The sequence below is a fragment of the Costertonia aggregata genome (assembly GCF_013402795.1).
GTDB classification, from domain to species: domain Bacteria; phylum Bacteroidota; class Bacteroidia; order Flavobacteriales; family Flavobacteriaceae; genus Costertonia; species Costertonia aggregata.
The window spans coordinates 2,971,339-2,997,891 of record NZ_CP058595.1 but is presented as its reverse complement, the minus strand read 5'-3'; the positions used below and the strand labels follow the sequence as shown (position 1 = coordinate 2,997,891).

General features: G+C 39.7%; 22 protein-coding genes. 12 read left to right on the top strand and 10 right to left on the bottom strand.

Translation table 11 applies throughout. From position 1 onward, the window contains the following. The first annotated feature begins 106 nt into the window (after positions 1–106). The 6 genes from HYG79_RS13760 (at position 107) to HYG79_RS13735 (ending at position 11,480) form a co-directional block, all read left to right on the top strand. Positions 107–331: a DUF2795 domain-containing protein gene (locus HYG79_RS13760; protein WP_010520089.1), complete on the top strand. Its 225-nt coding sequence runs from the start codon at positions 107–109 to the stop codon at positions 329–331. Between the two features lie 211 nt (positions 332–542). Continuing rightward, a complete protein-coding gene (gene secA, locus HYG79_RS13755; RefSeq protein WP_179242647.1) occupies positions 543–3,902 on the top strand; it encodes a preprotein translocase subunit SecA in 3,360 nt (1,119 codons plus the stop codon). Positions 3,903–4,220: 318 nt separating this feature from the next. After that, positions 4,221–5,441, top strand: a complete 1,221-nt coding sequence (locus HYG79_RS13750; protein ID WP_179242646.1) for a sensor histidine kinase — start codon at positions 4,221–4,223, stop codon at positions 5,439–5,441. Between the two features lie 504 nt (positions 5,442–5,945). Next, a complete protein-coding gene (locus HYG79_RS13745; RefSeq protein ID WP_179242645.1) occupies positions 5,946–7,163 on the top strand; it encodes a sensor histidine kinase in 1,218 nt (405 codons plus the stop codon). Positions 7,164–7,289: 126 nt separating this feature from the next. Beyond that, positions 7,290–9,806: a M14 metallopeptidase family protein gene (locus HYG79_RS13740; protein ID WP_179242644.1), complete on the top strand. Its 2,517-nt coding sequence runs from the start codon at positions 7,290–7,292 to the stop codon at positions 9,804–9,806. Positions 9,807–9,896: 90 nt separating this feature from the next. Beyond that, positions 9,897–11,480: an amidohydrolase family protein gene (locus HYG79_RS13735; protein WP_179242643.1), complete on the top strand. Its 1,584-nt coding sequence runs from the start codon at positions 9,897–9,899 to the stop codon at positions 11,478–11,480. A gap of 438 nt (positions 11,481–11,918) precedes the next feature. On the opposite strand, the gene HYG79_RS13730 is transcribed toward HYG79_RS13735, so the two are convergent. Next, positions 11,919–12,176 (bottom strand): hypothetical protein, encoded by a 258-nt coding sequence (locus HYG79_RS13730; protein ID WP_179242642.1) that lies wholly within the window; start codon positions 12,174–12,176, stop codon positions 11,919–11,921. A gap of 361 nt (positions 12,177–12,537) precedes the next feature. Between HYG79_RS13730 and HYG79_RS13725 the strand changes: the two genes are divergently transcribed. Beyond that, positions 12,538–12,867 (top strand): hypothetical protein, encoded by a 330-nt coding sequence (locus tag HYG79_RS13725; protein ID WP_179242641.1) that lies wholly within the window; start codon positions 12,538–12,540, stop codon positions 12,865–12,867. A 303-nt stretch (positions 12,868–13,170) separates the two neighbouring features. Continuing rightward, positions 13,171–13,461, top strand: coding sequence for a GIY-YIG nuclease family protein (locus HYG79_RS13720; RefSeq protein ID WP_179242640.1), 291 nt, complete (start codon positions 13,171–13,173; stop codon positions 13,459–13,461). A gap of 443 nt (positions 13,462–13,904) precedes the next feature. Here the strand turns inward: HYG79_RS13720 and HYG79_RS13715 are convergent, their stop codons facing one another. From HYG79_RS13715 to HYG79_RS13705, 3 genes are all read right to left on the bottom strand, one after another. Beyond that, a complete protein-coding gene (locus tag HYG79_RS13715; protein ID WP_179242639.1) occupies positions 13,905–15,257 on the bottom strand; it encodes a DEAD/DEAH box helicase in 1,353 nt (450 codons plus the stop codon). Between the two features lie 230 nt (positions 15,258–15,487). Continuing rightward, positions 15,488–17,995, bottom strand: coding sequence for an ABC transporter permease (locus HYG79_RS13710; RefSeq protein ID WP_179243567.1), 2,508 nt, complete (start codon positions 17,993–17,995; stop codon positions 15,488–15,490). Between the two features lie 50 nt (positions 17,996–18,045). Then, a complete protein-coding gene (locus tag HYG79_RS13705; RefSeq protein WP_179242638.1) occupies positions 18,046–18,735 on the bottom strand; it encodes an ABC transporter ATP-binding protein in 690 nt (229 codons plus the stop codon). Positions 18,736–18,809: 74 nt separating this feature from the next. On the opposite strand from HYG79_RS13705, the gene HYG79_RS13700 reads away from it, so the two are divergent. Next, positions 18,810–19,496 carry an arylesterase gene (locus HYG79_RS13700; protein ID WP_179242637.1) on the top strand — a complete coding sequence of 229 codons (687 nt, stop codon included), beginning with the start codon at positions 18,810–18,812 and terminating at the stop codon, positions 19,494–19,496. 4 nt (positions 19,497–19,500) lie between these two features. Here HYG79_RS13700 and HYG79_RS13695 read toward each other — a convergent pair whose 3' ends face one another. Both HYG79_RS13695 and HYG79_RS13690 read right to left on the bottom strand, forming a co-directional pair. Beyond that, complete coding sequence (locus HYG79_RS13695; RefSeq protein ID WP_179242636.1) at positions 19,501–19,740, bottom strand: hypothetical protein; 240 nt, start codon at positions 19,738–19,740, stop codon at positions 19,501–19,503. Between the two features lie 180 nt (positions 19,741–19,920). Further along, positions 19,921–20,604, bottom strand: a complete 684-nt coding sequence (locus tag HYG79_RS13690; protein WP_179242635.1) for a peptidoglycan DD-metalloendopeptidase family protein — start codon at positions 20,602–20,604, stop codon at positions 19,921–19,923. Between the two features lie 106 nt (positions 20,605–20,710). On the opposite strand from HYG79_RS13690, the gene msrA reads away from it, so the two are divergent. Then, positions 20,711–21,406, top strand: coding sequence for a peptide-methionine (S)-S-oxide reductase MsrA (msrA, locus tag HYG79_RS13685; RefSeq protein ID WP_179242634.1), 696 nt, complete (start codon positions 20,711–20,713; stop codon positions 21,404–21,406). Positions 21,407–21,675: 269 nt separating this feature from the next. Further along, positions 21,676–22,410 (top strand): sugar-binding protein, encoded by a 735-nt coding sequence (locus HYG79_RS13680; RefSeq protein ID WP_179242633.1) that lies wholly within the window; start codon positions 21,676–21,678, stop codon positions 22,408–22,410. Here the strand turns inward: HYG79_RS13680 and HYG79_RS13675 are convergent, their stop codons facing one another. The 3 genes from HYG79_RS13675 to HYG79_RS13665 are packed head-to-tail and all read right to left on the bottom strand — an operon-like array spanning position 22,411 to position 24,935. Continuing rightward, positions 22,411–23,853: a hypothetical protein gene (locus HYG79_RS13675; RefSeq protein WP_179242632.1), complete on the bottom strand. Its 1,443-nt coding sequence runs from the start codon at positions 23,851–23,853 to the stop codon at positions 22,411–22,413. Further along, positions 23,837–24,409 carry a hypothetical protein gene (locus tag HYG79_RS13670; RefSeq protein ID WP_179242631.1) on the bottom strand — a complete coding sequence of 191 codons (573 nt, stop codon included), beginning with the start codon at positions 24,407–24,409 and terminating at the stop codon, positions 23,837–23,839. The genes HYG79_RS13675 and HYG79_RS13670 overlap by 17 nt, the downstream gene beginning before the upstream one ends. Next, a complete protein-coding gene (locus HYG79_RS13665; protein WP_179242630.1) occupies positions 24,393–24,935 on the bottom strand; it encodes an RNA polymerase sigma factor in 543 nt (180 codons plus the stop codon). Before HYG79_RS13665 ends, HYG79_RS13670 begins: the two co-directional genes overlap by 17 nt. A gap of 106 nt (positions 24,936–25,041) precedes the next feature. Between HYG79_RS13665 and HYG79_RS13660 the strand changes: the two genes are divergently transcribed. Then, positions 25,042–25,947 (top strand): aldose epimerase family protein, encoded by a 906-nt coding sequence (locus tag HYG79_RS13660; RefSeq protein ID WP_179242629.1) that lies wholly within the window; start codon positions 25,042–25,044, stop codon positions 25,945–25,947. Between the two features lie 50 nt (positions 25,948–25,997). Here the strand turns inward: HYG79_RS13660 and HYG79_RS13655 are convergent, their stop codons facing one another. Beyond that, entirely contained in the window at positions 25,998–26,423 is a 426-nt protein-coding gene (locus tag HYG79_RS13655) for an organic hydroperoxide resistance protein (RefSeq protein WP_179242628.1), read from the bottom strand. Between the last annotated feature and the right edge of the window lie 130 nt (positions 26,424–26,553).

The following is a 26,553-nucleotide window of genomic DNA, read 5'->3' as shown; positions in this document are numbered from 1 at the left end:
TAATAAATATAATTTTTTCAAAAAAAATTGTAATTAAATGGGAAAAAACTTGACTTTCTTACTTTAAAAATTATTTTTGCAAAAAATTTAAAATCAAACTATTACCATGTACTGGACATTAGAATTAGCATCTTATTTGAGCGATGCACCTTGGCCCGCCTCTAAAGACGAATTAATCGATTACGCCATTAGAACAGGTGCGCCTTTGGAGGTAGTTGAAAATCTCCAATCAATGGAAGAGGAAGGTGGCGAAATATACGAGTCCATAGAGGAGATTTGGCCAGACTATCCAACAGAAGAAGATTACCTCTGGAACGAGGATGAATATTAAACATATTAACTGAATTACAACAAAAAAGTCTCATCCGAGGCTTTTTTTTTATGTAATTTTGACAGGGAATTTTGGATTTTTACAAGATTTTCAAACTGGAACATTTTTTGCATTTCAGGTGTTCATAAATTAGTGCGATCCAAAGATTGCCATTGTTTACTTCGCATATTCAAATAAGTTTAGAAGTATTTCAATCTAACAATAATATATTATGAGTTTTATAAATTCTGTTCTTAAAGCGTTCGTTGGTGACAAATCCAAAAAAGACGTAAAACAGCTCCAACCACTTGTAGATAAAATAAAGTCGTTCGAAAAAGAGTTTGAGGCCTTGAATCACGATCAACTACGAGCCAAGACATTGGAGTTCAAGGAAAAAATTAAAGCAGATTCCAAAAGCATTACCGATGAGATCGTAAAATTACAAGAAGAAGTAAACGCATCTACCGATATTGATAAGAACGAGGATATTTATGCTGAAATAGACAAATTAAAAGATGAGGCTTACGAGGCTACACAAAAAACCTTGGACGAAATTTTACCGCAGGCCTTTGCCATAGTAAAGGAAACCGCCAAACGTTTTGCCAATAACGAAACGTTGACAGTAAAAGCTTCGGAATATGATAGGTTGCTTTCTGGCTCCAAGGACTATGTTTCGTTAGATGGGGACAACGCCGTATGGAAAAACTCTTGGGATGCAGCAGGTAAAGAAGTAACCTGGGACATGGTGCATTACGATGTGCAGTTGATAGGCGGTATTGCATTACACCAAGGAAAAATTGCAGAGATGCAGACCGGGGAAGGTAAAACCTTGGTCGCTACTTTGCCAATGTACCTCAACGCACTTACCGGAAACGGCGCCCATTTGGTAACGGTGAACGATTATCTTGCAAAAAGAGACAGTGCCTGGATGGCCCCTATATTTGAATTTCATGGCCTTTCGGTAGATTGTATCGACAAACATACGCCTAACTCCGAGGGGAGACGTGCCGCTTATAATGCGGACATTACCTATGGTACCAATAATGAATTTGGCTTTGATTATTTAAGGGACAATATGGCGCATACCCCAAAAGACCTGGTACAACGCCCACACCACTATGCCATTGTAGATGAGGTAGATTCTGTTTTAATAGATGATGCCAGAACCCCTTTGATTATTTCAGGGCCCGTTCCCGAAGGCGATAGGCATGAGTTCAACGAATTGAAACCCAAAGTATCCGACATAGTCCAAAAGCAGCGCCAACACTTAACAGGTGTATTGGCCGAGGCAAAAAAACTGATAGCAGAAGGCGATACCAAAGAAGGAGGTTTTCTCTTATTGCGTGTATACCGTGGACTACCAAAAAACAAGGCACTCATCAAATTTTTGAGTGAGGAAGGTGTAAAGCAGTTGTTACAAAAGACCGAAAACTTTTACATGCAGGACAACAATCGGGAAATGCCAAAAGTCGATGAGGATTTGTTGTTCGTGATCGATGAAAAAAACAATCAGATTGAATTGACCGATAAAGGAGTCGATTACATTTCCGGTGACGTTGATAAAGAATTTTTTGTGATGCCCGATATTGGTGGGGAAATCGCCAAAATCGAAAATCAAAATTATGAGATAGAAAAAGAAGCAGAACTCAAAGAACAGCTTTTTAAAGATTTTACCGTAAAGAGTGAGCGTATCCACACCATGAGCCAACTGCTAAAGGCGTACACACTTTTTGAAAAGGACGTGGAATACGTGGTGATGGACAACAAGGTAATGATTGTAGACGAGCAGACCGGTCGTATTATGGATGGTCGCCGGTATTCCGACGGGTTGCACCAAGCTATCGAGGCCAAGGAAAACGTGAAGATTGAAGCCTTAACACAGACCTTTGCGACCGTTACACTGCAGAACTATTTTAGAATGTACCGTAAACTGGCGGGGATGACCGGAACCGCGGTTACAGAAGCTGGGGAGTTCTGGGAAATCTATAAATTGGATGTGATGGAAATTCCCACGAACCGGCCCATCGCACGTGATGATAGGCATGATTTGATATACAAGACAAAACGGGAAAAATACAATGCCATAATCGATGAAGTGACCAAACTTTCGCAATCGGGCAGACCAGTACTGATCGGTACAACATCGGTAGAAATATCAGAACTACTTTCCAAGCTTTTGAGCGTACGCAAAGTACCCCATAACGTATTGAATGCTAAACTTCACAAAAAAGAAGCCGATGTGGTCGCAGAAGCCGGTAAAGGTGGCATTGTGACCATAGCCACGAACATGGCAGGTCGTGGTACCGATATAAAACTGTCCAACGAAGTCAAAGAAGCCGGTGGTTTGGCCATCGTGGGTACCGAAAGGCATGACTCTAGAAGGGTCGATAGGCAATTACGGGGCCGTTCGGGCCGCCAAGGTGATCCGGGAAGCTCCCAATTTTATGTTTCCTTGGAAGATAATCTAATGCGTTTGTTCGGTTCGGATAGGGTGGCCAAGATGATGGATAGGATGGGCTTGGAAGAAGGTGAGGTCATACAGCATTCAATGATGACCAAATCCATAGAACGGGCACAGAAGAAAGTCGAGGAGAATAATTTTGGCATTCGTAAACGTTTATTGGAATACGACGATGTTATGAACGCCCAACGTGAGGTGGTCTATAAACGAAGAAGGCACGCTCTGCAAGGCGAGCGCCTTAAAGTGGATATCGCCAATATGATCTATGATACGGTCGAAGTCATTGCCGAAACCAATAAAGGGGCCAACGATTACAAAAACTTTGAGTTTGAATTGATCAAGTATTTTTCAATCACTTCCCCGGTTTCCGAAGAAGAGTTTGGAAAATTGAGCATTCAGGAAATTTCGAACAAAGTCTACAAAACGGCATATGAATTCTATCAAAAAAAGATGGAAAACAGTGCGGCAACTGCATTTCCCGTCATTAAAAAAGTATATGAGGAGAACAACAATTTTGAACGCATTGTTGTTCCGTTTACCGATGGTATCAAAGAGTTGAAAGTGGTTACCAATCTTGAGGATGCCTATGAAAGTGATGGTAAACAGTTGGTGACCGATTTTGAAAAAAACATCTCCCTGGCCATCATAGACGATTCCTGGAAAACGCATTTGCGTAAAATGGATGAATTAAAACAATCGGTCCAACTAGCGGTCCACGAGCAAAAAGACCCTTTGCTTATCTATAAATTCGAAGCTTTTGAACTTTTTAAGCAGATGATCGATAAAGTGAACAAAGAAATTGTTTCCTTTTTGTTCAAAGGGGAACTCCCCTCCTCCAATACCAATGAAATACAAGAGGCACGTAACGTTCGCAGACCTAAGCAAAATCTCAAAACAACAAAGGAAGAAATTCCGAATAGTGACGAGTTAGCGGCCCGGAACCGTGCTGTAGGGCAAAATCAAGGGCAACGCCCACAAGTAACCGAAACCATTGTGCGGGAAAAACCTAAAATTGGCCGTAACGATAGGGTTACGATTAAAAATGTAATGTCCGGTGAGAGCAAAACCGTGAAATTTAAGCAAGCCGAACCTCTTATTGACAAAGGGGAATGGGTCTTGATAGAAGACTAACTGGATTATTTTATATGATTACTGAACAAAAGGCGACCATTGGGTCGCCTTTTGTTGTTTGTAAGGCACAATTTTGCCGGCTTTTATAAGTAAAAGCACTCGAAAAACTTATTGGTTTGTTGTGCGCTTTGAGTTCTCTATTTGTGCCATTATTGAGCTTTTGAAATGACATCATAACGAGATATCGAACTGTTTTATCTAATATAAACAATTACATACCATTAAGTTACGTTATTTTAGTATTATCTTGGATATATAATTTAGATACATAAGCTTTCTTTTGCCGACTCAACTTTGAGAGTTCCCATAATCCCGACTATGAAAAAACCTAACCGTATAAAGGAGAGAATAAACGATAAAACCAACTTACTCGTAAAGTTTAACTACATATCCTCGGCGATAAGTTTTTTATTTGGTTTGGCAAGTGTATTTGTTTTAAAAATAGAACATGTAATTCCCCATGTATTCTTTATATATCCTATTGTGAACCTATTCAATGTTTTCTGTTTTAAAAAACATAGAAGCCTTACCACAATGGCCATTGTCACCAGTATTTTATCATTAGTAAGCACTTTGCTGATTACCGTATTCTCGGGCGGTATAGAAAGTCCCTTTATTTTTGTTTTTGCATTGATAGTTTTGGCAGGGTACATTTCTACCAGTATGTTCGGAAAAATATACATAAAAGTAGTATTGGCTTTTATAATATCCATTTATTTATTGGGCGTATTTGATTTTAGTATAATAACCAATGTAGTGCCCATAGAGTCAAAAAAACTTTTTAGCCTTTTTAGCATTTTGTTTTCCGTATATCTGTTAGGGGATGTTTTTGGGAAAAACTTGTTGAAAACACATCACAAACTATACAAATCAAAAACCGAAATAGAGCAAAGAATCAAAGAAAAAGAAATTCTTTTACGAGAGGTGCACCATAGGGTAAAAAATAACTTACAGACCGTATCAAGTCTTTTGAACATGCAATCCAGAAATACCGATGACGATATTATCAAGGCCATAATGAGAGGAAGCCAAAATAGGGTCATAGTAATGGCCATGGTTCATGAAATGCTGTACATGCACAAAAACCTATCTAAAATAGAGTTCAAGCCCTATGTTGAAGAACTTAGCAATTATCTTCTTAAATCCCTAAACTCTGAAAAGTGTGATATATCACTAAATATCGATATTCCTCCAGAAATTGAGCTGGGAATAGATACCGCCATACCATTGGGACTTCTCATCAACGAAACCGTTACAAATTCCCTTAAATATGGCTTTATAGGAAAGCACAAAGGTAAAATTGATATACGTATGGAAAAAAGGGATAGTGAAAATTCCTATGTTTTGCATATAAGCGATGATGGTACCGGTTTCTTGGAAGATGATAATCTGGAAAAGCCAAAATCATTGGGATTAAGATTAATTAAGAGCCTCGCAAAACAGTTAAAAGGTCACGTGGTCAAGGATCTTACCAAAACGGGTACAAAATACACCCTCTCTTTTGAAGATATAGACCGGCAATATAAAAGGGTGGCATAATGCCCATTGGATTTACCAAATAAACCACTATGTATTTGAAACCCATAGTCGAGAACAAAAAAAATTCTTTTTAGAGAATGGTTTGTAATTCCGTATGAAGCAAAAAGAGAAATCATATAATGGAGTTTCTTGTTGTTCGTACATTTCTCTGTTGAAATGACAACATCATCTTAAATATTTAGGGGAACTAAAGTAACTACAACGAAACTGAAGGGTTATTACCTTTGAGCGGACAAAAAAACTTGCTTAATCCCCGCTATTTTTTTCTTGGTCGTTCTTAAATTGCACTTGCCAATATGTTGGTAGATAAGCACGCTGCGATATCATATGCAGTCCCACAAAAACATAAAATATTAAAAAATGTATATCTTTAATATATCATTGATAGCTTAATAAAGCTTGCGACATAACATAAACATAGTTAGCTTTACATTGTTAATGCATTGCCTTAGTTTGAGTGCACAGGAAATATACTAAAACCATTTCAACCAAATTCAACCAAAAATGCATAAATCCGCAACAGATGAATATCGATTAAATGATAAGATAAAGCTAACACACAGAGTAAACTATTTTACCTCTGCCCTTTCTATCATTTTAGGTATTGTATGCTATTTTGTACTTGACATCAAAGAAATCATCCCTTTTTTGTTTATGGGTTTTGGTGTGGTAAACTTTATCAATATACTTTCTTTTAAATCTCACAAAAACCTTACGATTACTTATAATGTCTCATCGGTACTCTCTTTGGGAACAGCTTTGGCCATTACATTGTACAGCGGGGGTATCAACAGTCCCTTTATTTTTATATTGGCATTGATTGTTTTTGCTGCTTACGTGACTACCAGGGTATACGGGCGCATTTACCTGTATCTAAACCTTGTCATTGTTGTCTTGTTGTTTTTGGAAAGCTTGGCCGACTATCAATTTACGCATAATGTAGTACCCGAGGCTTCAAGAAATTTGTTTGCGTTCATATCCGTTTTTTTTACCGTATATATCCTAGGAGGCGTTCTTGGAAAAAACTTGATGCAGGTTCACCACAAATTATATCGTTCCCGAAATGAAATTCAACAGCGTATCGAAGAAAAGGAGACCTTGTTGAAAGAAATACACCATCGCGTGAAAAACAATCTGCAAACAGTCTCGAGCCTTTTGAGCCTTCAATCCAGAAATATAACCAACGAAAAAGTAAAAAACCTCATCAAAAGCAGTCAAAACAGGGTTATTTCAATGGCCATGGTACACGAAATGCTGTATATGCGTGAGGACCTTTCGAAGATAGAATACCGTTCGTACGTAAAAGAACTCAGCGAATATTTGATACGTTCGGTCAAAGGAGCCGAGAACAATGTAAAGCTTGACTTGGACATTCCGGATATAAAATTGAGAATTGATACCGCCATCCCATTAGGGCTTTTGATCAACGAGGCCATTACCAATGCATTAAAATATGGTATTACCGATGACAAGGAAGGGATAATCCACATCGCCCTAAAAAAGGCCGACGAAAATGAGTATATTTTGGATATTGGCGATAACGGTATTGGTTTTTCAGAACCGGTTGATCTGAAGAACACAAAAACATTAGGCCTTAAATTGATCAATAACTTGGCGAGACAACTCAATGGTTCCATCTCTAGGGATACCAACAAAAAAGGCACCAACTACATCGTTAAGTTCAAAGAGGCAGGTTCTTCAGAAATCCCAGTGGTCGCCTAAATATTTATCGGATAGTTTTTCAAAATCGATGCTCATCAAGTCATATTTAACGACAAAAGGAATTTTTTCGTATTGATACCGAGGTATATTTTCCTATATTTAAATGGCTAATTCAAACCCATTCAAATGTTAAGAAAATTACTGCTTTTACTATGTTGTTATAGTGCCACACTACTTTACGGACAAGACTATTTTTTAAAAAAATTTCAACCATTTAGCCAGCAAATTCCAACTCCCGAGCAATTTTTGGGATATGGCATAGGGGAACACCACACCAGACATGACCTGATCGTAGCTTATTTGGAAAAACTTGCTGAAGTGTCAGACCGTGCCGCGATACACTATTATGGAAAAACGCATGAGGGTAGAAAATTGGTGATGCTGGCTTTGACCATCCCGGAAAATTTATCCAATCTGGACAACATAAAACAGCAACATTTGGCTTTTACCGATCCTGCGAAAACGGTAAGCAACTATGGCGAGGTTCCTATTTTTATCAATTTGGCCTATAATGTTCACGGTAATGAGCCTTCCAGCTCTGAAGCGGCTTTATTGACCGCCTATACTTTTGCGGCCTCCAATAGTCCCGAAATTCTAAAATATTTGAAGGATGCGGTAATTTTCATCGATCCTACCATAAATCCCGACGGTCGTGACCGCCATACCCAATGGGCGAACATGTATCAAGGTAAACCAAACGTTAGTGACCCACAAGACGCGGAACATAACGAATATTGGCCGGGCGGGCGTACCAACCACTATTGGTTCGATTTGAACCGCGACTGGCTTTTGGCCATTAATCCAGAAAGTCGTGGAAAATTAAAGTGGTACCACGAGTGGTATCCCAACGTGGTAACCGATTTTCATGAAATGGGAACCCAAAGCACCTATTTCTTTGAACCCATGAAAACCAACGGCTCGTTAAACCCCATAATGCCCAAAGAAAATTACGAGGATTTGAATACGCTTTTCGGCAATTATTTTGCCAAGGCACTGGACAGTATTGGTTCGTTTTATTTTACCAAGGAAGTCTTTGACGGCACTTATCCCGGTTATGGCTCCTCGTATCCCGATCTACAAGGTGGGCTGGGACTGTTATTTGAACAAGCTAGTTCACGAGGGCATGAGCAAGAGACAGCTTTTGGGAAAATAACGTTTCCGTTTACCATTAGAAATCAATACACCTCTAGCATTACAACGGTAAGGGCCGCGGTTGAAAATAGAGCGTACATGCGTAAATATCAGCAAGACTTCTTTAAGAGCGCATTGACCAAAGCCGCAAAAAGCAGAATTAAAGGTTATATGTTCTACGATAACTATGACCAAAACAGGGCAAAAGCTTTTATCGATAAACTTTTGGCCCATAAAATTGATGTTTACAAATCCGGGGAGTCTTATGTAGTACCTACCAAACAACCCCAATACCGCATGGTGCAAACCATGTTCGAAACGTATAACAAGTATCGGGATAGTGTGTATTACGATGCGTCTGCATGGTCAGTAGCCAATTTTTACAATATGAAATACAAACCTGTTACATCTTTGGATTTAGGGGATAAAATAACAGGAACGGACGGCTTGGTTTTGACGGAAAGCGTTCAAAAGTCGGACTATGCCTATCTTTTGGATTGGGACGATTACAATGCCCCTGCCGCACTCAACTATCTACAGGAAAACGGCTTAGTCATCTCATCCGCGGCAAAGCCGTTCACGGCAAAGGTAGGTTCAGGATCCAAAAGCTTTAATTACGGCACGTTAATGATTCCCGTTAGTTTACAGAAAAAAGAGGCAACCACAGTTTTTGAACTTGTTCAAAAAGCGCAGCAAAAATTTGAAGTCCCCGTATATGCAGTCAATTCAGGGTACAGTGTACAGGGCATCGATTTGGGAAGTCGTTTTGTTCAACCCTTGAAAAAACCAAAAGCAGCCATGTTCGTGGGCAATGGCGTACGTTCCTATGAGGCCGGGGAAGTATGGCATTTACTGGATACTAGGGTACATATGCCCATAAGCAAACTTCAGATGCGAAACCTAAGCCGGGTAGATTTGGACAAATACAATGTGTTGGTCATGGTTTCAGGTAGGTACGACCTTACCAAAAACCAACAGGAAAAATTAAGCGACTGGGTAAAAAAGGGAAATACGCTGGTTACCATAGGCACTGCATCAAAGTGGGCCATTGAAAAAAATATGGTCAAGGAGAAGTTGACAAAACCCGAAAAAGATTCCACAGGAACCGTTGATCGCAAACCCTATGTAAATGCGGGCGAGAATATAGGCAAGGAAAGTGTAGGCGGTATCATTTTAAAGGTAGATTTGGATATTACCCATCCCTTAGCGTTTGGCTATCGCGATGAAACCATACCCGTATACAAGAACAATACGGTATGGTTGTCACCTTCCAAAAATGAATACGCTACGGTGGCAAAATATTCCAAAAATCCCTTGATCGACGGTTTTATCACTATAAAGAATATGGAAGAAAACTTAAAACCATCGGCTTCTTTACTTGTGAGTCGGTTAGGAAGTGGCAGGGTCGTGCTTTTTGCCGATAATCCCAATTTCAGAGGTTCGTGGTACGGTACGAACCGCTTGTTTTTGAATGCCCTATTTCTAGGGGATAAGATTAATGTACCAGAGTAGTTTGGTCAATATACTTCTTAAAAAATAGCTATCGAAAAATAACATTGAGATTAAAATCCATTCCAAATAAATAAAACCTAAAATCCAATCATGAAAATAAAGACCATTTTTTTGGCTCTGGCCCTACTCCTATTCAACATAACCGTATCCCAATCCCTTCAAGGAGACGGCCCACATTCCCAACTCATTATCAGGGGAGTGATGCTTATTAACGGAAATGGGGCACCACCACAAGGCCCTATCGATATCGTGGTTGAGAATAACATTATCAAACAAATTCAAGTTGTAGGGTATCCCGGGGTCAAGATCGATGATTCCAAACGACCACAATTGAAACCGGGCGGAAAAGAACTGGACTGTAATGGGATGTACCTTTTACCCGGATTTATAGATATGCATGGCCATATCGGCGGCACTGCACAAGGTGCGGAACCCGATTATGTTTTTAAACTTTGGATGGCGCATGGTATTACTACGGCTCGTGAACCCAGTGGCCGTGGTGTAGATTTTACGATGGACTTAAAACGAAAAAGTGCCAAAAACGAGATTATCGCACCAAGAATCTATGCCTACACAGGGTTTGGGCAAACGAGCAAGACCTTCAATCCGTTGAACGATATTCCCATTTCAACCCCTGAACAAGCTCGCGAATGGGTACGTGCCAACGCCAAAAAAGGTGCTGATGGGATTAAATTTTTTGGGGCTGAACCCGAAATTATGGCTGCGGCATTGGACGAAAATAAAAAATTGGGCTTGGGTTCGGCCTGTCACCATGCACAATTGAGCGTGGCCCGATGGAACGTGCTGCATTCCGCTAGAGCCGGACTCACCAGTATGGAACATTGGTACGGTCTTCCTGAGGCGCTTTTTGATGACAGAACGGTACAAGATTATCCTTTGGACTATAATTATCAAAACGAGCAGCATAGATTTGAAAATGCAGGTGAGCTATGGGCACAGGCCGCAAAGCCATATTCCGAACATTGGGAAAGTGTAATGAATGAGCTTTTGGAACTGGATTTCACTCTAGACCCAACGTTCAATATCTATGAGGCCAGTCGTGACCTACAACGTGCCCGTAGAGCAGAATGGCACGAGGACTATACCCTGCCATCGCTTTGGGAATTTTACCAACCCAGTAAAATATCGCACGGGAGTTACTGGCACGATTGGGGAACGGAGCAAGAGGTAGCGTGGAAAAAGAATTACGCCCTTTGGATGACTTTTATCAATGAATATAAAAACAGGGGCGGTCGCGTGACCGCAGGCTCCGATTCCGGATTTATTTTTCAATTGTACGGCTTTGCCTATATACGGGAACTGGAACTATTGCGCGAGGCAGGATTTCATCCCTTGGAAGTTGTTAGGGCCGCCACTCTTAATGGTGCCGAAGCATTGGGTGCCGATGACAAAATTGGTTCGGTGGCCATAGGAAAATTAGCCGACTTTGTCGTAGTAGAGGAAAACCCGCTAAAAAACCTCAAAGTATTGTACGGTACCGGAGCCATAAAACTCACCGATGATAATGAAGTGGTACGTGTAGGTGGAGTCAAATATACCATAAAAGATGGGATTATTTATGACTCCAAAGCCCTTTTACAAGATGTTAAAAGACAAGTGGACGAAGCCAAACAAAAGCAAAATTATACCATTAAGCAGCCGGGGGTGGATTAGTGGGATGGTTGATAATTGATAAACCCATTATGCCGATTTAAAAAACTTTCTCTTTCCATACAGGGATTGTATTTTGAGCGTAATGCTACTGGAAAAACAATGATTGTTTCTCAGTTGAGCTATACCAAATCACTTGAAAACTTAAATACTTCGCAACCGCTGGGTTAAGCGGAGTCAAGACCAAAAAAAACTCCCTTCAAAAAATGAAGGGAGTTAAACCACACTATGTGGTGTGGGGGGATAATATCTTGAGTTAGTCTGATATTTATTTTTTGTCCGAACGAACCTTAATAGGCCTAACAATACCTTTGGTCTTCGGGAAGACGATAACATAACTTAAAACTAATGCGATGGCAATCAATAGTGTAAATACAATCATAGCGTTTGGGTTTTGATCAACAATGCTTAAGTGCATGGCCGATTTATTGATAACAAGTATTATGCCAATTTGGCCATGTTTCTTTTTGTAGTGAAAGCTAAAGCTTTTTTTACCCTAGAGTTTTTGAACTTGTACAAACGGGCCACACTGTTTGCTGTATTTGTATTAATCTCATAAGCACTCACCGTTTCGGCAGCTGTATCTAATACAACATTCATTTGAACGGTTTCTACTTTAACAACAGCAGTCTTATTTGTGTTGGCCAAAGCGGTAACTCCGAAGGTAAGAACAAAAAGTAAGGTTAAAACAGCTTTCATGACTTTCATTTGGGTTATATAAAGATAACGTGCGAAAGTACCTTGACCTTGACAAGAATCGCTGAAAACCCCTTATTTTTCGGTTAGTGGCAAAAGTTTGGATAAAGTGTCAAAAATGCTCGTTAAACGTAAATGACCCCCAAAACCACTTACCGAAACTATAGGTAGTTGACCGATGGTTTTACCATCGCCTAGAAGAATAGATAAATTATTTACAAAATAATGTAGGAGAAATAAAACAATTTAGAGATATTTGAAATCCACCCTTCTTCTTTCCAAATTCATATCATCTATGTAAACTAATCTGCTTTAACGTTTTTAAAATACTGAAGATAAAAAACATATCTAAGGACCAAAATCGATGATAAAAAGAATACTTACCATAGAAAAATTTGGGGTTTTCAATGACTTTAATTGGAATAGAGATTCTACGCTTCAAACAAGAACGAAAATGTATCGAGAAGCGATAACCACCGAAACCGGCAACAAAAAGTTCTCGATACGATTCTACTATGCTGAATCACTCGAACTGACGTACAGTAATCACAATAAAAAAAGCGCTGTCACTTCGAGTGTTTTTGGGCGAGCGACAACTAGAACTAAAATGTATCGAGAAGCGATAACCACCGAAACCAGCAACAAAAAGTTCTCGATACGATTCAGCCGTGCTGAATCAATCGAACTGACATAGAGTAATCACAATAAAAAAGCATTGTCACTTCGAGTGTTTTTGGTCGAGCAACAGCGAGAACGGAAATGTATCGAGAAGCGATAACCAACGAAACCAGAAACAAAAAGTTCTCGATACGATTCAGCCGTGCTGAATCACTCGAACTGACATATAGCAATCACAATAAGAAAGCATTGTCACTTCGAGTGTTTTTGAGCGAGTAACGGCGAGAACGAAAATGTATCGAGAAGCGGATAGAAAAACTCGATATAAAATCTTTTTTAGAACTTTGTTTGAGATAAGAATTGTCGATATATCAAATCTATGAAAGTTTACTATGTCTATATACTTGAGTGTTCAGACAGTACGTATTATACGGGCATAACATCAAATTTAACAGAAAGAATAGTATCTCATCAAAATGGGAAATATGTAGGTAGCTATACATCCTCCAGAAGACCTATTCAATTAGTTTTTTATTGCGAATTTACTGAGGCCAGTATAGCAATTGAAACCGAAAAGCAGATAAAGAAATGGTCAAAAGCTAAAAAACGGGCACTAATCAACAACGATTATGATAAGCTGCCTAATCTAGCCAAGAAAAAGTTTAAATAGTGTTCTCGATACGATTCAGCTGTGCTGAATCACTCGAACCGACGTACAGTAATCACAATAAAAAAGCATTGTCACTTCTAATGTTTTTGGGCGAGCAACGGCGAGAACGAAAATGTATCGAGAAGCGATAACCCAAACCAACAACAAAAAGTTCTCGATACGATTCAGCCGTGCTGAATCACTCGAACTGACATAGAGCAATCACAATAAAAAAGCATTGTCACTTCGAGTGTTTTTGGGCGAGCAACGGCGAGAACAAAAATGTATCGAGAAGCAATAACCACCGAAAACAGCAACAAAAAGTTCTCGATACGATTCAGCTGTGCTGAATCACTCGAACTGACATACAGCAATCACAATAAAAAAAGCACCGTCACTTCGAGTGTTTTTGGGCGAGCAAAAGCGAGAACGAAAATATATTGAGAAGACTATTCACAAAATGTTCACTTCCGCTTACGTTTTTTATTATAGTTTTTATCGCCCCGGGTTTTTGGTTTGCTATACTTCTTTTTTATGGTACGTTGGTAAGAGCCGCCTTGATTTTGTTTTTTGTTCTTTTCGGACTTTTCGTGAAAGCTCGCCCCCTTTTCCTCCTCGTTGATACGTAAGGGGTTTTCCCGTTCCATACGTTTGGGCTGTTCGTCATACGTGAGTTTTGTAGCGATTTCCACCTCAGTGGGCAGTTCCAATAAGGGTATTTGAAAGGCCATTAATGATTCTATGGCTTCTTTGGCTTGGGTTTCCCTTTCGGTATATAGCAAAATTGACGTTCCCGCTTTCTCTGCCCTACCCGTTCGCCCAATTCGGTGCATGTAGTTTTCGGGATAAGTAGGTGTATCAAAATTAATGACATGGGAAATCTCGTTCAGATCCAACCCACGGGACATTACATCGGTAGTGACCAAAATCCTGTTCGTGCCCGCATCAAACTGATTAATTGAGCGCAACCTATAATTTTGGGTCTTGTTGGAATGTATCACACAGATTTCCTCGCTAAAATAGTCCTCCAACTCCTTAAACAATAGGTCGGCACTACGTTTGTTGGATACAAATACCAAAACCTTACGATACGTTTCCCTATCCTGTAACAGGTGTACCAATAAGTTGACCTTGGTATAAAAATTGGGTACGGCGTAGGTATACTGGGCGATATTGTCCAAAGGCGTTCCGCTCACGGCTACCGATATTTTTTCCACACCCCTAAAAAAGTCGTGTATCAACAGTTCAATATCATCTGTCATGGTAGCAGAAAACATGATATTTTGTCTTTTCTGTGGCAACAGTTCAAAAATATTCACCAATTGAAACCGAAAACCCAAATCAAGCATAACATCAACTTCATCAATGACCAATTTTTTGATAGTCTTTAACTGTAACGCACGGATCAACACCAAATCGTACAAACGTCCTGGAGTAGCCACAACAATATCGGTACCTTGCGCCAAATCCTCTTTTTGCCGATTCATATTGGTGCCGCCGTACACTCCCGAAACCCTGATTGAAGAAAACTTTCCCAATTTCTCCACTTCGGCTACTACCTGAACCACCAGTTCACGTGTAGGTACCAGTATCAGTACCCTTGGGTGAATTTCTTTGGAAAAGGGCAAACTGTTCAGAATGGGCAATAGATACGCAAAGGTCTTTCCCGTGCCCGTTTGGGCGATTCCGACTACATCGCTACCGCTCATGACCACTGAAAATGCTTGCGCTTGTATCGGCGTTGCGTTTTCAAAACCTAAATCGCCCAATGCACTACGCAAGGGTGTTGAAATCTTGAAGTCTGAAAAAGAGGACATAGGAACAGCTTTTGTATTGCTAGTGCAAAACTACGGGGTTATCTACAAATGTGGGCAAAAAATGGGAAAAGAAGATTGTATTAGGCCGATTTGGTTCTGTTGCTTGTATTTGCAAAAGACCTGTTGATTCAAGTATACAGCAGCCATCAACATAGAACGCAATAACTTTATGTACAAAACAAAGGATAGCAAATGATATATTTATCCGAATTAATAAGATTAAAATAGCATCAACCCCCACCTGCTTCTTTTCGTAATACTTCCAAAGGTGGACTCTGTATTACGCTTCGGCTATTCAATAGCCCTATGAGCAAGACCAATCCCGTTATTCCCGGCAATACCACTAAAAAAGGTACTAAAGAGGGCATAAAAGCGGTCTTGAATACAAACATTGCCAATAGTTGACTACTTACTAGAGATAAAATAATGCCGATTCCGCTTCCCAAAATACCCAAATACAAGTATTCCAAAGCGGTAATTTGTAAAATCTGTTTGCTGCGCCCGCCCAAAGTTCTCAGCAACACACTTTCTTTTATTCGTTGATATTTACTGGTACGCACTGACCCTATCAACACTATGATTCCTGTAAGGATACTAAAGAATGCCATAAAATTGATAACCCATGAAATTTTATCCAAAATATCCTCTACCAAGGTAATCACCTGTCTTAAATCCAATACAGAAACCGTAGGGAACTGTTTTACAAGTGTTCGTTGTAATTTTGCAGACGTTTTTTCATCAGGGGCATTTGTGGTAAGCACATGAAACTGGGGCGCATTCTCTAACACTCCGGACGGAAACAAAATAGAGAAGTTTATCTGCATGCGACCCCAATCCACCGAACGTATATGGGCGACTTCGGTCTGCATGAGGACTCCTTGTACATTAAACTGTATGCGGTCGCCTATGCCAACTTCTGCATCACGGGCTATATTGTCGGAAATTGAAATGGGTATTATACCCGCTTCGTTTATTTTCGCCGGCCATACACCCGTATCCGTAGTTTCGGAAGCTACCAAAGAATCCCTATACGTTACCCTGAATTCATGATTTAAAATCCATCTATTTATCGTAAAAGTAGAATCTAAGCGAATATCGTTTACCGGGCGCCCCTTTAAGTTTTGAACCCGCATCGTAATTATGGGTATGTTGTTTATAAGCGGCAATCCACTTTTGGTTATGCTATGGGCAACATCCTGTTTTTGTTCGGTCTGTACATCCAAAAGAATCAAATTTGGCGTTTGAGCGGTCGCTTCCAAAGAAGTTTTTGCCAAGAGAATATCTTTTGAGAAATATAAGGTACTTATTAAAAACGTGCCTACACCAATGGCCAAAATCAATACCATGGTCTGATTGTTGGGCCTAAATAAATTCAATAGGCTTTGCCTAGCGGTAAACCCCCAAGACGATGGAAAATACTTTTTTACCATCTTCATGAATATTGTAGCAAGACCTCCCAAAACAGAAAAGACCACCAAAATACCTAGAACAAACGAGAGTGCATATTTCCAATTTTGCAGTAGCCAAAAACTAAACCCTAAAATAAAGGTCATGATGCCGAACATAACCAAAATATCGGCCTTTTTGGAATTTAGCGAACCGTTTTCCTGAATGCGCAATACTTGTAACGGTGATACATACCAAGTACGCAATAAGGGCAAAAGGGCAAAAAGAACTGACATGAGCACACCCAACAACATACCTATGACTATGGGTTGAGGAGATATAGTAATCTGAACTTCAAACGGAAGGAAATCTTGTAAAAACAATGGGAAAGATTGTTGCAGCAACAGTCCGGCAAGGGTCCCCATAAGCCCGCCTAAAAACCCCATTCCCGCAATTTGAATCAAATAAATCAAAAAGGTCTGTTTTCGAGTAGCACCCAAACATTTTAAAACGGCTACCGATAGCAATTTTTCCTTTATGTAAATGTGTACCGAACTTGCAATGCCTACACAACCCAGTAAAAGCGCGATAAACGCGACCAAATTCAAAAACTTTCCAAAATTCTCGTAACGACGCCCCAAACGTTGACCCGTGGAGGTATGTGTATCTAAATCGGCATTTTCGGCATCGAGCAAGGGGTCGACTTTCGTATTCAATGCTTCCAAATCTTGGTTTGGTTTTGCCACAAAATAGAAGTCGTACCCTACCCTACTACCTGTTTGTATCAGCTCAGTAGCTTTGATCGATTTATACGGCACAACTACCAAAGGTGCTACGGATGCCATAATACCATTACTTCCCGGAGCGGAGAGCAACTTCCCCATGACCGGAAATACGGATTTCCCCAATTTTATCGAATCTCCCTTTTGTATACCAAATTGTAACATCAAGGTAGCATCTACCAAAGCACCGTTCAATTCTTGATATGATCTGGCTGCGTTTTTTGGTACGGTTTCCAATTCCCCATAAAACGGATAACCGCCTTCAATACCTTTGACACTTACCAATTTGGTATTCCCATTTTTAGGAAAGAGTGCCATGGAGGCAAAGCTTACCGCACGACCGTCTGCCCCACCCAGGGAATCGATAATTGCCAATACTTTTTCATTGGGCGGTTGGTTGGTATCGATCAAATAATCAGCACCCATCAAAGCCTTGGATTGCAGGCCGATATTATCTTTAAGATTTTCACTAAACGATTGTATGGCAACCACGGCGGCAATCCCTAAAACAATCGAAGCCATAAACAAAAGTAAACGCTTACCGCTGGCACGGCCATCTCGCCATGCCATTTTAAACAGCCAGTTTATACTGGCCCTGACTGATTTTGTTGGGATATCGCTCACGATACAAGGGTAGTTTCGTTTGAGAGTACTTTTCCGCCTTTTAGTTTCAGGATATGCTGGTTCAATTGTGCCAATTCCATATCATGTGTCACAATGACCAAAGTTGTACCTGCTTCTTTGTTTAGGTCAAACAGCAAATCCACCACCTTTTTACCGGTCTCTTCATCTAAATTACCAGTAGGTTCGTCGGCGAACAAAATAGATGGTTTGCTTGAAAAAGCCCTTGCTAGTGCCACGCGTTGCTGTTCGCCACCTGATAATTGTGAGGGGTAATGATGAACGCGATCATGTAAGCCTACTTTATCCAACAAATCCATACCAGTTTTGGAAGGGTTTTTAAAGCCTTGCAGTTCCAATGGAACAATTACATTCTCCAAGGCTGTCAACGTAGGCAACAATTGAAAATTCTGAAAAATAAACCCGACCTCTTTGTTGCGCAAAACGGCACGCTCATCCTCGGATAAAGTACCCAACTTTCTACCGCACAGCTCAACGCTACCATTATCTGGGCGGTCCAAGCCGGCACAAAGTCCCAATAATGTTGTTTTACCGCTTCCCGATGGTCCTACAATGGCAAAAGTCTCCCCTTTAGCTATCGAGAACGAAATATCGTCCAGAACAGTTAACTTTTTGGAACCACTATCATATGTTTTTCCTAGGTGATTGACGTTTAATATCTTTGACATAAATTCTCTTTTCTTATAGCAAGTTGTGAAAACGGCAAAATAAGGAAATGATTTTCATTTTATACGGGATACCTATGCAGACAATCTTAAAGTTTCGTTATTTTTTGGCCCTTTTATGTATTATTTCATGTGGCGATAGTCAGGAAAAAAAAGGCGGTGAAAAAAACGAAACTTCGGTGGAGTCTGTTACATCAAATATAAAAACCGAAGATAAAACCATTCTTTTTTTTGGAAACAGCCTCACTGCGGGATATGGATTGGATACTGAGGAGGCTTTTCCGGCCTTGATTCAAAACAGATTGGACTCCTTGGGATTAAACTACACGGCCATCAACTCTGGTGTTAGTGGGGAAACCACATCTGGCGGACTTAACCGTTTGGGTTGGGTACTCAATCAAAAGGTAGATGTTTTTGTTTTGGAATTGGGAGCAAATGACGGTCTTCGGGGCATTCCGTTACAGGAAACCAAAAATAATCTACAGCAGATGATAGATTTGGTCAGAAACAAAAACCCTGAAACTAAAATTATTCTTACGGGAATGCAGATACCCCCCAACATGGGTGCCGATTATACAACGGAATTCAAGTATATGTATCCTAAATTAGCCGAAAAGAACAACATTGCATTGATTCCTTTCTTACTGGAAGGTGTAGCGGGAAATCCTGAACTTAACTTGGAAGATGGTATTCACCCTACCGCAGAAGGACAAAAAATAGTTCGTGATAATGTTTGGAGTGTTTTAAAAAACGTACTCAAATAAGCTACTAGGCCAATTTAGCTCTGTTTCTTTTCGTTGTGAACGATAATTCCTTTTTGATTTTGGAATTTTTGAACTTGTACAAACGGGCAACCTCGGTCTTTGTTTCCAACTTCACATCTTGACCAGAAGTCTCAATAACGATTCCCATCCCAACAGTTGTTACCTTTACTTCTTTGGATACATCTTGTGCTTGTGCCGCTACTCCGATAAAAAGAACAAAGATCAAGGTTAAGATAGTTTTCATAGTTTGCGTTTGTTACACTATAATAACTCCCGCGAGGGTATTTTGCCACGTTCACATTCGTTCAAAAACCGATTTTATTCGTTAAGTGACAAAACAGGGGATAAACTGCAAAAAAATATCGATGTAAGGAAATGACCTTGAAAACACTTTACCGATGGGATAATGCCCTTTATCGATAGTTTATGTTTTCAATTTTAGCAATAAGTTGGGATTTGGACAGTTTTGACTATAAAATTCAAGAGTATTACTGGTACAAACCCCAGGATAGTCGCCCGTTTTATCCTGAATATCACGAATAATTTGAAAATGTAGATGTGGCGCATAGTTTACATTGATATCCACTGTACCTAAAGTCGCTAAAAAATCGCCCTGCCTAAAAACCTTTCCTTTAAAGAGGCCATTCAACGATTCTACCGATAAATGACCATAGAGCGAATAAAAAGAAATACGATTATAAGTATGCTCTAAAATGATGGTTGGACCGTAGTCACCTATGGCTACATTATTTTGAAAGCTATGTACTTTGCCTTCTAAGGGCACCAAAACTTTTGTACCCGCCTCACACCAAAAATCAATTCCTAAATGTATGTTTCTAACAGCATCTCCCGAACTGCCAAAATTTGATTTGTCAGAATATAAATTGCGATGTTCCAAATATCCACCAAAAGCTACTTTCCCATTGGTTCGTAATAATACTGTATCAATATATCGCTGACAAACTTCGGGCCGGGTAATGTCCAGATTTTTCAATTCGGTATTTGACGTAGATAAGTCTATAGGCACGTAACTCTTCGCGCAGATTTCAGTATCTAAGATAGGGATAGAAGTACTTTGAATGGATTCTATAATATGATGTAGTTGCATTGTATCAAAAATAGTGTGGTATATTTAATTCATTAACATTTTTTAACCCTTATTACTGTAAGGACTTCGTAAATTCACATACAAAACCACGAAAAAGAAAAGCAGTATGAAATTTTTAAAAGCATCGGTATTGGCCTTGGGAATATTATTTTCGGCCAGCTGCCAATCCAATAATAAAAAAAGTACCGATGTAACGGTAGCTTCGACCAAGGCGAAAGCCCAAAAAAAAGAGAAAATATCTCCCCAAGATTTGAGCAAATACGAAACCGCTTATTTTGCAAGCGGATGTTTTTGGTGCGTTGAAGCCATTTTTGAAAGTGTAAAAGGGGTAAAAGAAGTAGTTTCGGGATATTCTGGAGGAACCCAAGAAAATCCCACTTATGAGCAGGTTGGCTACGGTAAAACGGATCATGCCGAAGCTGTTGAAGTATATTACGATCCCGAAAAAATTTCATTTACCGCATTGGTACAAGTGTTTTTCGGCTCTCATGACCCAACAAGCTTAAACCGTCAAGGGCCCGATCGTGGTAGACAATATCGATCCATTGCTTTTTTTAAGAACGATGCCGAGAAAAAAATTATAGCGGATTATATTCAACTTTTAGAAGAAAGCGGTGCGTACGGCAATGACCCCATAGTAACCGAAGTCACCAAATTTGATAAGTTTTGGATGGCCGAAGCGTATCACCAGGATTATGAAAGATTGAATCCGAACAATTCATACATTAGGAATGTCTCCATTCCCCGATATAACCGATTCAAGGAAAATTTTAAGGATTACCTAAAAGAGGACGCCCACTAATATCTTAAGGCACATAAGCAGAAGAGTTTGCTTACAGAGGTGAAATATATCTTTTCGAGTAGACCTACTTGTTTTAGTGATTTCAACTTCGCACAATGTTGTGGGTTTTCTGTATTTTCTAGTTACAACGCAATACCTTCCTCGTTTTCACTCTGCGATAGGTCAATGACATAATTATGGTTGTTGCCTTTGGATTATCATGCAGATACCATATGCGTATTAAAACGTAACTTAGTATCATAGTCGTACCCCAAACCATCTATATAATTATGAAAAGTTATTGCTTTTTAGTGTGTCTATTGCTTTTGATATGCTGTACGGACAATGGTAAAAAGAAAGACCATCAAATTATTGAAGTACAAAAAGCGACCGTAAGCCCTACCCTCGACGGAAAAGCCAATGAAAATTGCTGGAATGCCGCTCAGTGGCATCCCCTTGATCAAAACTGGGTCGGGGAAGCCTATTCCTATGAAGATTTTAACGGAAGGTACAAACTCACATGGGACACTGATGCACTATATATTTTAGTTGAGATTACCGATGATGTGCTATACGACCAAAAGGAAGACCCATTTAAATTTTGGTGGGACGATGATTGTGTCGAAGTTTTTGTTGATGAAAACAATTCGGGCGGTCTGCACCAGTTTAGCCACAATGCCTTTGCTTACCATATTGCTCTGGACGGAAAAGTTGTAGACCTCGCACCGGATCGTGAGCCACGATTGTTCAACGAGCATGTGGTTTCCAAAAGGGTTACTAAGGGCACAACAAGTACGTGGGAAATAGCGGTAAAACTATTTGATGATTCCTATATGGACGGTAAAACAAATATCCCCAAAAAGCTGTTTAAGGAAAAAAAAGTCGGATTTGGCCTAGCCTATTGCGATAATGATGGCAGTAAGGAGAGGGAGAATTTCATAGGGTCTGTATTTATCGCTGGAGAGGATAAAAATCGGGGATGGATAGATGCCGATGTATTTGGGACTTTGGTATTAAAGGAGTAATTATTCTTTTAAGACCACATCGCTATATTTTGATTCTATGCGTATCAACCTGTCATCGTTCTTTCTATTATTATGCCCTAAATGCAACTTTTTGTGATTTTCTCCCTGTACGCTCATTTTAAGTTGCGACGGATACCTAATTTTACTGTCCTTTTCCGATATATGTACACTAAAGTCAGATTTGGGGAGGCCGCAGCTCAACTCCCCATTGTTCACAATGACTCTTAGTCCATTAAAGTTTTTGGCTATTTCATTTATATTCAGGGTACTAAAATCACTATTGGCCTCTACGGTATTGATAAGATAACCTATACTTACGTCTGACGATACGGAATTCAAGTTCAAGTCGTTCACCTCAACAATACGTACCGGTTCGGAGTAGTCTGTACGCAACCTTCCTTTATTCCATTTTTGGATGTCTACAGGCGAATAGGATGCTGAAATTAGGGTTTCCGCTCCGTCAATTGTAGCGGCAAGCAACCTTGCATAAGACAAGGTTGCATTGATGTTTTTTGTGTTTTGGGCCAACTTGACCTCACCGTGACGCACGTTCATCTGAATCTTGGTAGATTTTGGCAGTTTAATTTTAATGGTCTTTTTCACTTTATAGTTCTTTGCTTTTCCACTAGAAGAACCAAAGAAAATATTGGGGCCATTATCCAAATCGTCACTATCGATAAATAGATATCGCGTAGAGTCTAAACGCTTTCCCTTGCTTATGATACTACTACGGATCTCATGTATTTTTTCTCTGCGGGATTTCATCTCTTCCGCTCTTTCCTCTAAACGTTGTTTACGTTCTTCCATTCGTATTTTGATACGCTTTTTCCGCTCCTCGGCACGTTCGGCCATACGTTCGCCCCATTCTTCCATTTGTTTCTTATAATCGGCATCAAAGTTTTTATCAAACTCTTTTTTCCATTTTTTCAAATACTTTTCCCCATCTTTTTTATACGCCTTGTAATCAAAGTTTTGAATGGGCATTGGGGGCATTGGAGGAAGTTCCCTTATTTCATCGAGTACGATAACTTCTGGAAAATCTGGCATTTCGGGTATATCTACCAGGATATCCTGTAACATTTGGCCATTAAAATTAAAATCAAAGTCGTGCGATTTTCCGGCACTATGTTTAAAGAACCAGCTATTTTCAGTTCTTGTATTGATTTCAATTTTTTTACTGTTGCCTTTAATGTCAATTATTCCGTTATTAAAATAATCCTCCGCTTCGGCATCTGTTGCCCCTTCGATTTCAATAACGGCCTCGACCACCACTTGATTTTTGTCCCAAGTCTCAAACTCTATATCGGCATGGCTGGTGTTGATGTCCAATACCGCGTTTTCCGACACATTAAAGGTCTCGTTAAATGTTTTGGATTTTTGTGCATAACTCCCCAGGCTGATAAGACACAGGCATGTACATGCGATTTTATATAATCTGTTCATTTTTTGATGTTTTTAATTCGTTCAACTTCTTTTTTAATTTTTGTAGTAACTGCAACCGTAGCTGTAAGTTTTTGATAAGTGCCGAGATTGTTTGGTCATTGGGGCCAATCTCATTGAGCTCATCGTTCAACTTGGCGTACTCGATATTGAGTTCGTCCAAACGCTCCATAAAACTATCGACCAAAGTTTTGTTATCCTGTGAAATCTCCAGTTGTGAAAGTTCAAGGTTGATATTGGCCACGTAATAATCCTCTACCTTTTTCAAATCCGGGGAAAGGTCTCCAAAAGAAATCCCTTTTTTCTCTTCGGTTTTGGTTTGGGTATTTACTAGCGTGTTTTTTTGTGGCTCTTCTTGAAAAATTTCGTGAGCCAACCAACCCGACCCCATTAAGGCTAAAACAGCCGCTGCTATTTTTAATATCGGAAATTTCGACTTTTTCTTTGATGGTAGTTCAATATTCAACCGTTTTAAAAAGCGCTGTTCATGCCCTTTTGCAAGGTCGTAATCCTGTTTTTTCCTCTCTTTTTTGAACATTTCCCTAAGATCCTGTGCCATAGTTCTCTTTTTTTAATAGCTCCTTTAATTGGCCTTTACCCCGTAATAACCGGGTTCTGCAGGCAGTCTCCGTAATATCTAGAATTCCGGAAATTTCCTTGTGGTCGTAACCTTCGACCAAAAACAATTGAACAACATACCTATACGTATCGGCCAATCGGGTTATGGCTTCTTTTACGATTTCAATGCTGATACCATCATCTACATACCAATCGGTTTCATCCTCAATATGCATATACCCCTCATCCAAAGTCACTAAATTTTCACGTTTGGCCTTTAAAAAGTCGATACATTTATTGATGACGATACGTTTAAGCCATGAACCAAAAGTAACCTCGCCCTTAAATTGATGCATTTTTTGAAACGCCTTTATAAATGCTTCCTGCAGAACGTCTTCCGCATCGTTAGGATCGTTCAAAAATCGCATCGCAACACAATACATACCATTACAATACTGCCTGTAAAGCTTTACTTGAGCTTTACGATCATTGGTCTTGCATTGTTCTACTAAATCAATTTGAAACATTGGCCAGTTTCCTAAGTCAGTTATGGTTGTTGATCATTTAAAAGACGAGCAAAAAAAAACGATGTTGCAAAAAGATTTACTTTTATTAAAAATTTAAGAAATACGTTTGAAACAAGTTACGATTAAAAACGAGCGGATAAGCCTAACGGTAATCGACTATGGTGCCATTATACAAAAGTTGGAAGTGCCAGACAATCAAGGGAGAAAAATAAATGTAGTCACTTCATTGAACAAGCCTAAAGAATATTTGAGCGACACCTATTTTTTGGGAGCCTGTATCGGTAGGTATGCAGGTCGTATCAGCAACGGAAGTTTTGTCCTAAACGGCAACCAATATTCGCTACATAGTGAAAACGGGGTTCACCTACATGGCGGGAAAGAAGGTTTTGGGAAAAAATACTGGACCTTTGAAAGCATACACCAAGGAGCAAACCCCTTTGTGAAACTATCCTATTTGAGTAAGCATGGGGAAGAAGGGTATCCCGGAAATTTGAAAGCGACGGTAACCTACCAATTAATTGATAGTTCGCTTCATATAATACATGAAGCGGTAACCGATAAATGCACGGTCGTTAACCTTACCAACCATTCCTATTTTAATTTAGACAGCCAAAAAACCATTGACCATTATGACCTACAATTACATTGCTCCAAAATGGTCGAAACTAAACCGAATCTTTTACCAACGGGAAAATTGGTAGATGCCACGAATACGGATATCGATTTCACAAAACAGAAAAAAATACATGAAATACGATTGGATACCCCTTTTGTCATAAACGATACCAAGAGAGCAGCTGCAATGGTTTGTTCCGAAAAATCGGGAATTCATATGCAGGTTTTTACCGATCAACCTGCGGTAGTGGTTTATACACCAGAATATTTTCCCGCCATTTGTTTTGAGACTCAGAATTTTCCCGATGCGCCCAACCATAACAATTTTCCTTCCTGCGTATTGCGACCAAAAGAAAAATACACAAATGCAACCGAATTCAAATTTAGCACCAAATAAAAAATCCCGGTTTCATAGTGAAACCGGGATTTTTTGCTTTTTTACAATCGTTACTCGTCCAACAGTAAATTGAGCTCTACGGTTATGTTATCCCTTGTCGCTTTGCTGTAGGGGCATATCTCATGTGCAGCATTTACCAATTTTTCTCCGGTTGATTTATCCACCGTAGGCAAGTAGCAATCCAAAACCGCACCCAGAAAAAACCCTTCATCATCCTTATTGAAAGAAATTGAAGCCGCTACGTTAAAATCTCCTAAGTCGTCCACATTATGTTCTTTTGCCACGGCTTGTAGCGCTCCCGCAAAACAAGTGGCATATGCCGCCGCAAAAAGCTGTTCGGGGTTGGTAGCCCCATCTTTTTTTGTACCGTTCGCTTTTGGCATTTGTATGGGTAAATCCAGAACTCCGTCCTCAGTACTCACTTGGCCTTCTCTACCACCCGTGTTTGTTGCTGTTTCTTCAAAAATCATTTTCATGGTCATAATTTTAAATTTGTATGGAATATACTGTTTGTAAGCTGTAAATTAAAAAGTGTTCTATTAAAATTCTGTGAAAGTTATTTTTGTATCGATTGAAATCAAAATATGATACTGAACATCAAATTTG

Excerpts from the sequence above, each read along its gene's own strand:
- HYG79_RS13740 (WP_179242644.1), top strand. The coding sequence starts at position 7,290 with ATGTTAAGAAAATTACTGCTTTTACTATGTTGTTATAGTGCCACACTA.
- msrA (WP_179242634.1), top strand. The coding sequence starts at position 20,711 with ATGAAATTTTTAAAAGCATCGGTATTGGCCTTGGGAATATTATTTTCG.
- HYG79_RS13670 (WP_179242631.1), bottom strand. The coding sequence starts at position 24,409 with ATGGCACAGGATCTTAGGGAAATGTTCAAAAAAGAGAGGAAAAAACAG.
- HYG79_RS13760 (WP_010520089.1), top strand. The coding sequence starts at position 107 with ATGTACTGGACATTAGAATTAGCATCTTATTTGAGCGATGCACCTTGG.
- HYG79_RS13700 (WP_179242637.1), top strand. The coding sequence starts at position 18,810 with ATGCAGACAATCTTAAAGTTTCGTTATTTTTTGGCCCTTTTATGTATT.
- HYG79_RS13655 (WP_179242628.1), bottom strand. The coding sequence starts at position 26,423 with ATGAAAATGATTTTTGAAGAAACAGCAACAAACACGGGTGGTAGAGAA.
- HYG79_RS13665 (WP_179242630.1), bottom strand. The coding sequence starts at position 24,935 with ATGTTTCAAATTGATTTAGTAGAACAATGCAAGACCAATGATCGTAAA.
- HYG79_RS13750 (WP_179242646.1), top strand. The coding sequence starts at position 4,221 with ATGAAAAAACCTAACCGTATAAAGGAGAGAATAAACGATAAAACCAAC.
- HYG79_RS13690 (WP_179242635.1), bottom strand. The coding sequence starts at position 20,604 with ATGCAACTACATCATATTATAGAATCCATTCAAAGTACTTCTATCCCT.
- HYG79_RS13715 (WP_179242639.1), bottom strand. The coding sequence starts at position 15,257 with ATGTCCTCTTTTTCAGACTTCAAGATTTCAACACCCTTGCGTAGTGCA.
- HYG79_RS13720 (WP_179242640.1), top strand. The coding sequence starts at position 13,171 with ATGAAAGTTTACTATGTCTATATACTTGAGTGTTCAGACAGTACGTAT.
- HYG79_RS13680 (WP_179242633.1), top strand. The coding sequence starts at position 21,676 with ATGAAAAGTTATTGCTTTTTAGTGTGTCTATTGCTTTTGATATGCTGT.
- HYG79_RS13725 (WP_179242641.1), top strand. The coding sequence starts at position 12,538 with ATGATAAAAAGAATACTTACCATAGAAAAATTTGGGGTTTTCAATGAC.
- HYG79_RS13705 (WP_179242638.1), bottom strand. The coding sequence starts at position 18,735 with ATGTCAAAGATATTAAACGTCAATCACCTAGGAAAAACATATGATAGT.
- HYG79_RS13735 (WP_179242643.1), top strand. The coding sequence starts at position 9,897 with ATGAAAATAAAGACCATTTTTTTGGCTCTGGCCCTACTCCTATTCAAC.
- HYG79_RS13695 (WP_179242636.1), bottom strand. The coding sequence starts at position 19,740 with ATGAAAACTATCTTAACCTTGATCTTTGTTCTTTTTATCGGAGTAGCG.
- HYG79_RS13745 (WP_179242645.1), top strand. The coding sequence starts at position 5,946 with ATGCATAAATCCGCAACAGATGAATATCGATTAAATGATAAGATAAAG.
- secA (WP_179242647.1), top strand. The coding sequence starts at position 543 with ATGAGTTTTATAAATTCTGTTCTTAAAGCGTTCGTTGGTGACAAATCC.
- HYG79_RS13710 (WP_179243567.1), bottom strand. The coding sequence starts at position 17,995 with ATGGCATGGCGAGATGGCCGTGCCAGCGGTAAGCGTTTACTTTTGTTT.
- HYG79_RS13730 (WP_179242642.1), bottom strand. The coding sequence starts at position 12,176 with ATGAAAGCTGTTTTAACCTTACTTTTTGTTCTTACCTTCGGAGTTACC.
- HYG79_RS13675 (WP_179242632.1), bottom strand. The coding sequence starts at position 23,853 with ATGAACAGATTATATAAAATCGCATGTACATGCCTGTGTCTTATCAGC.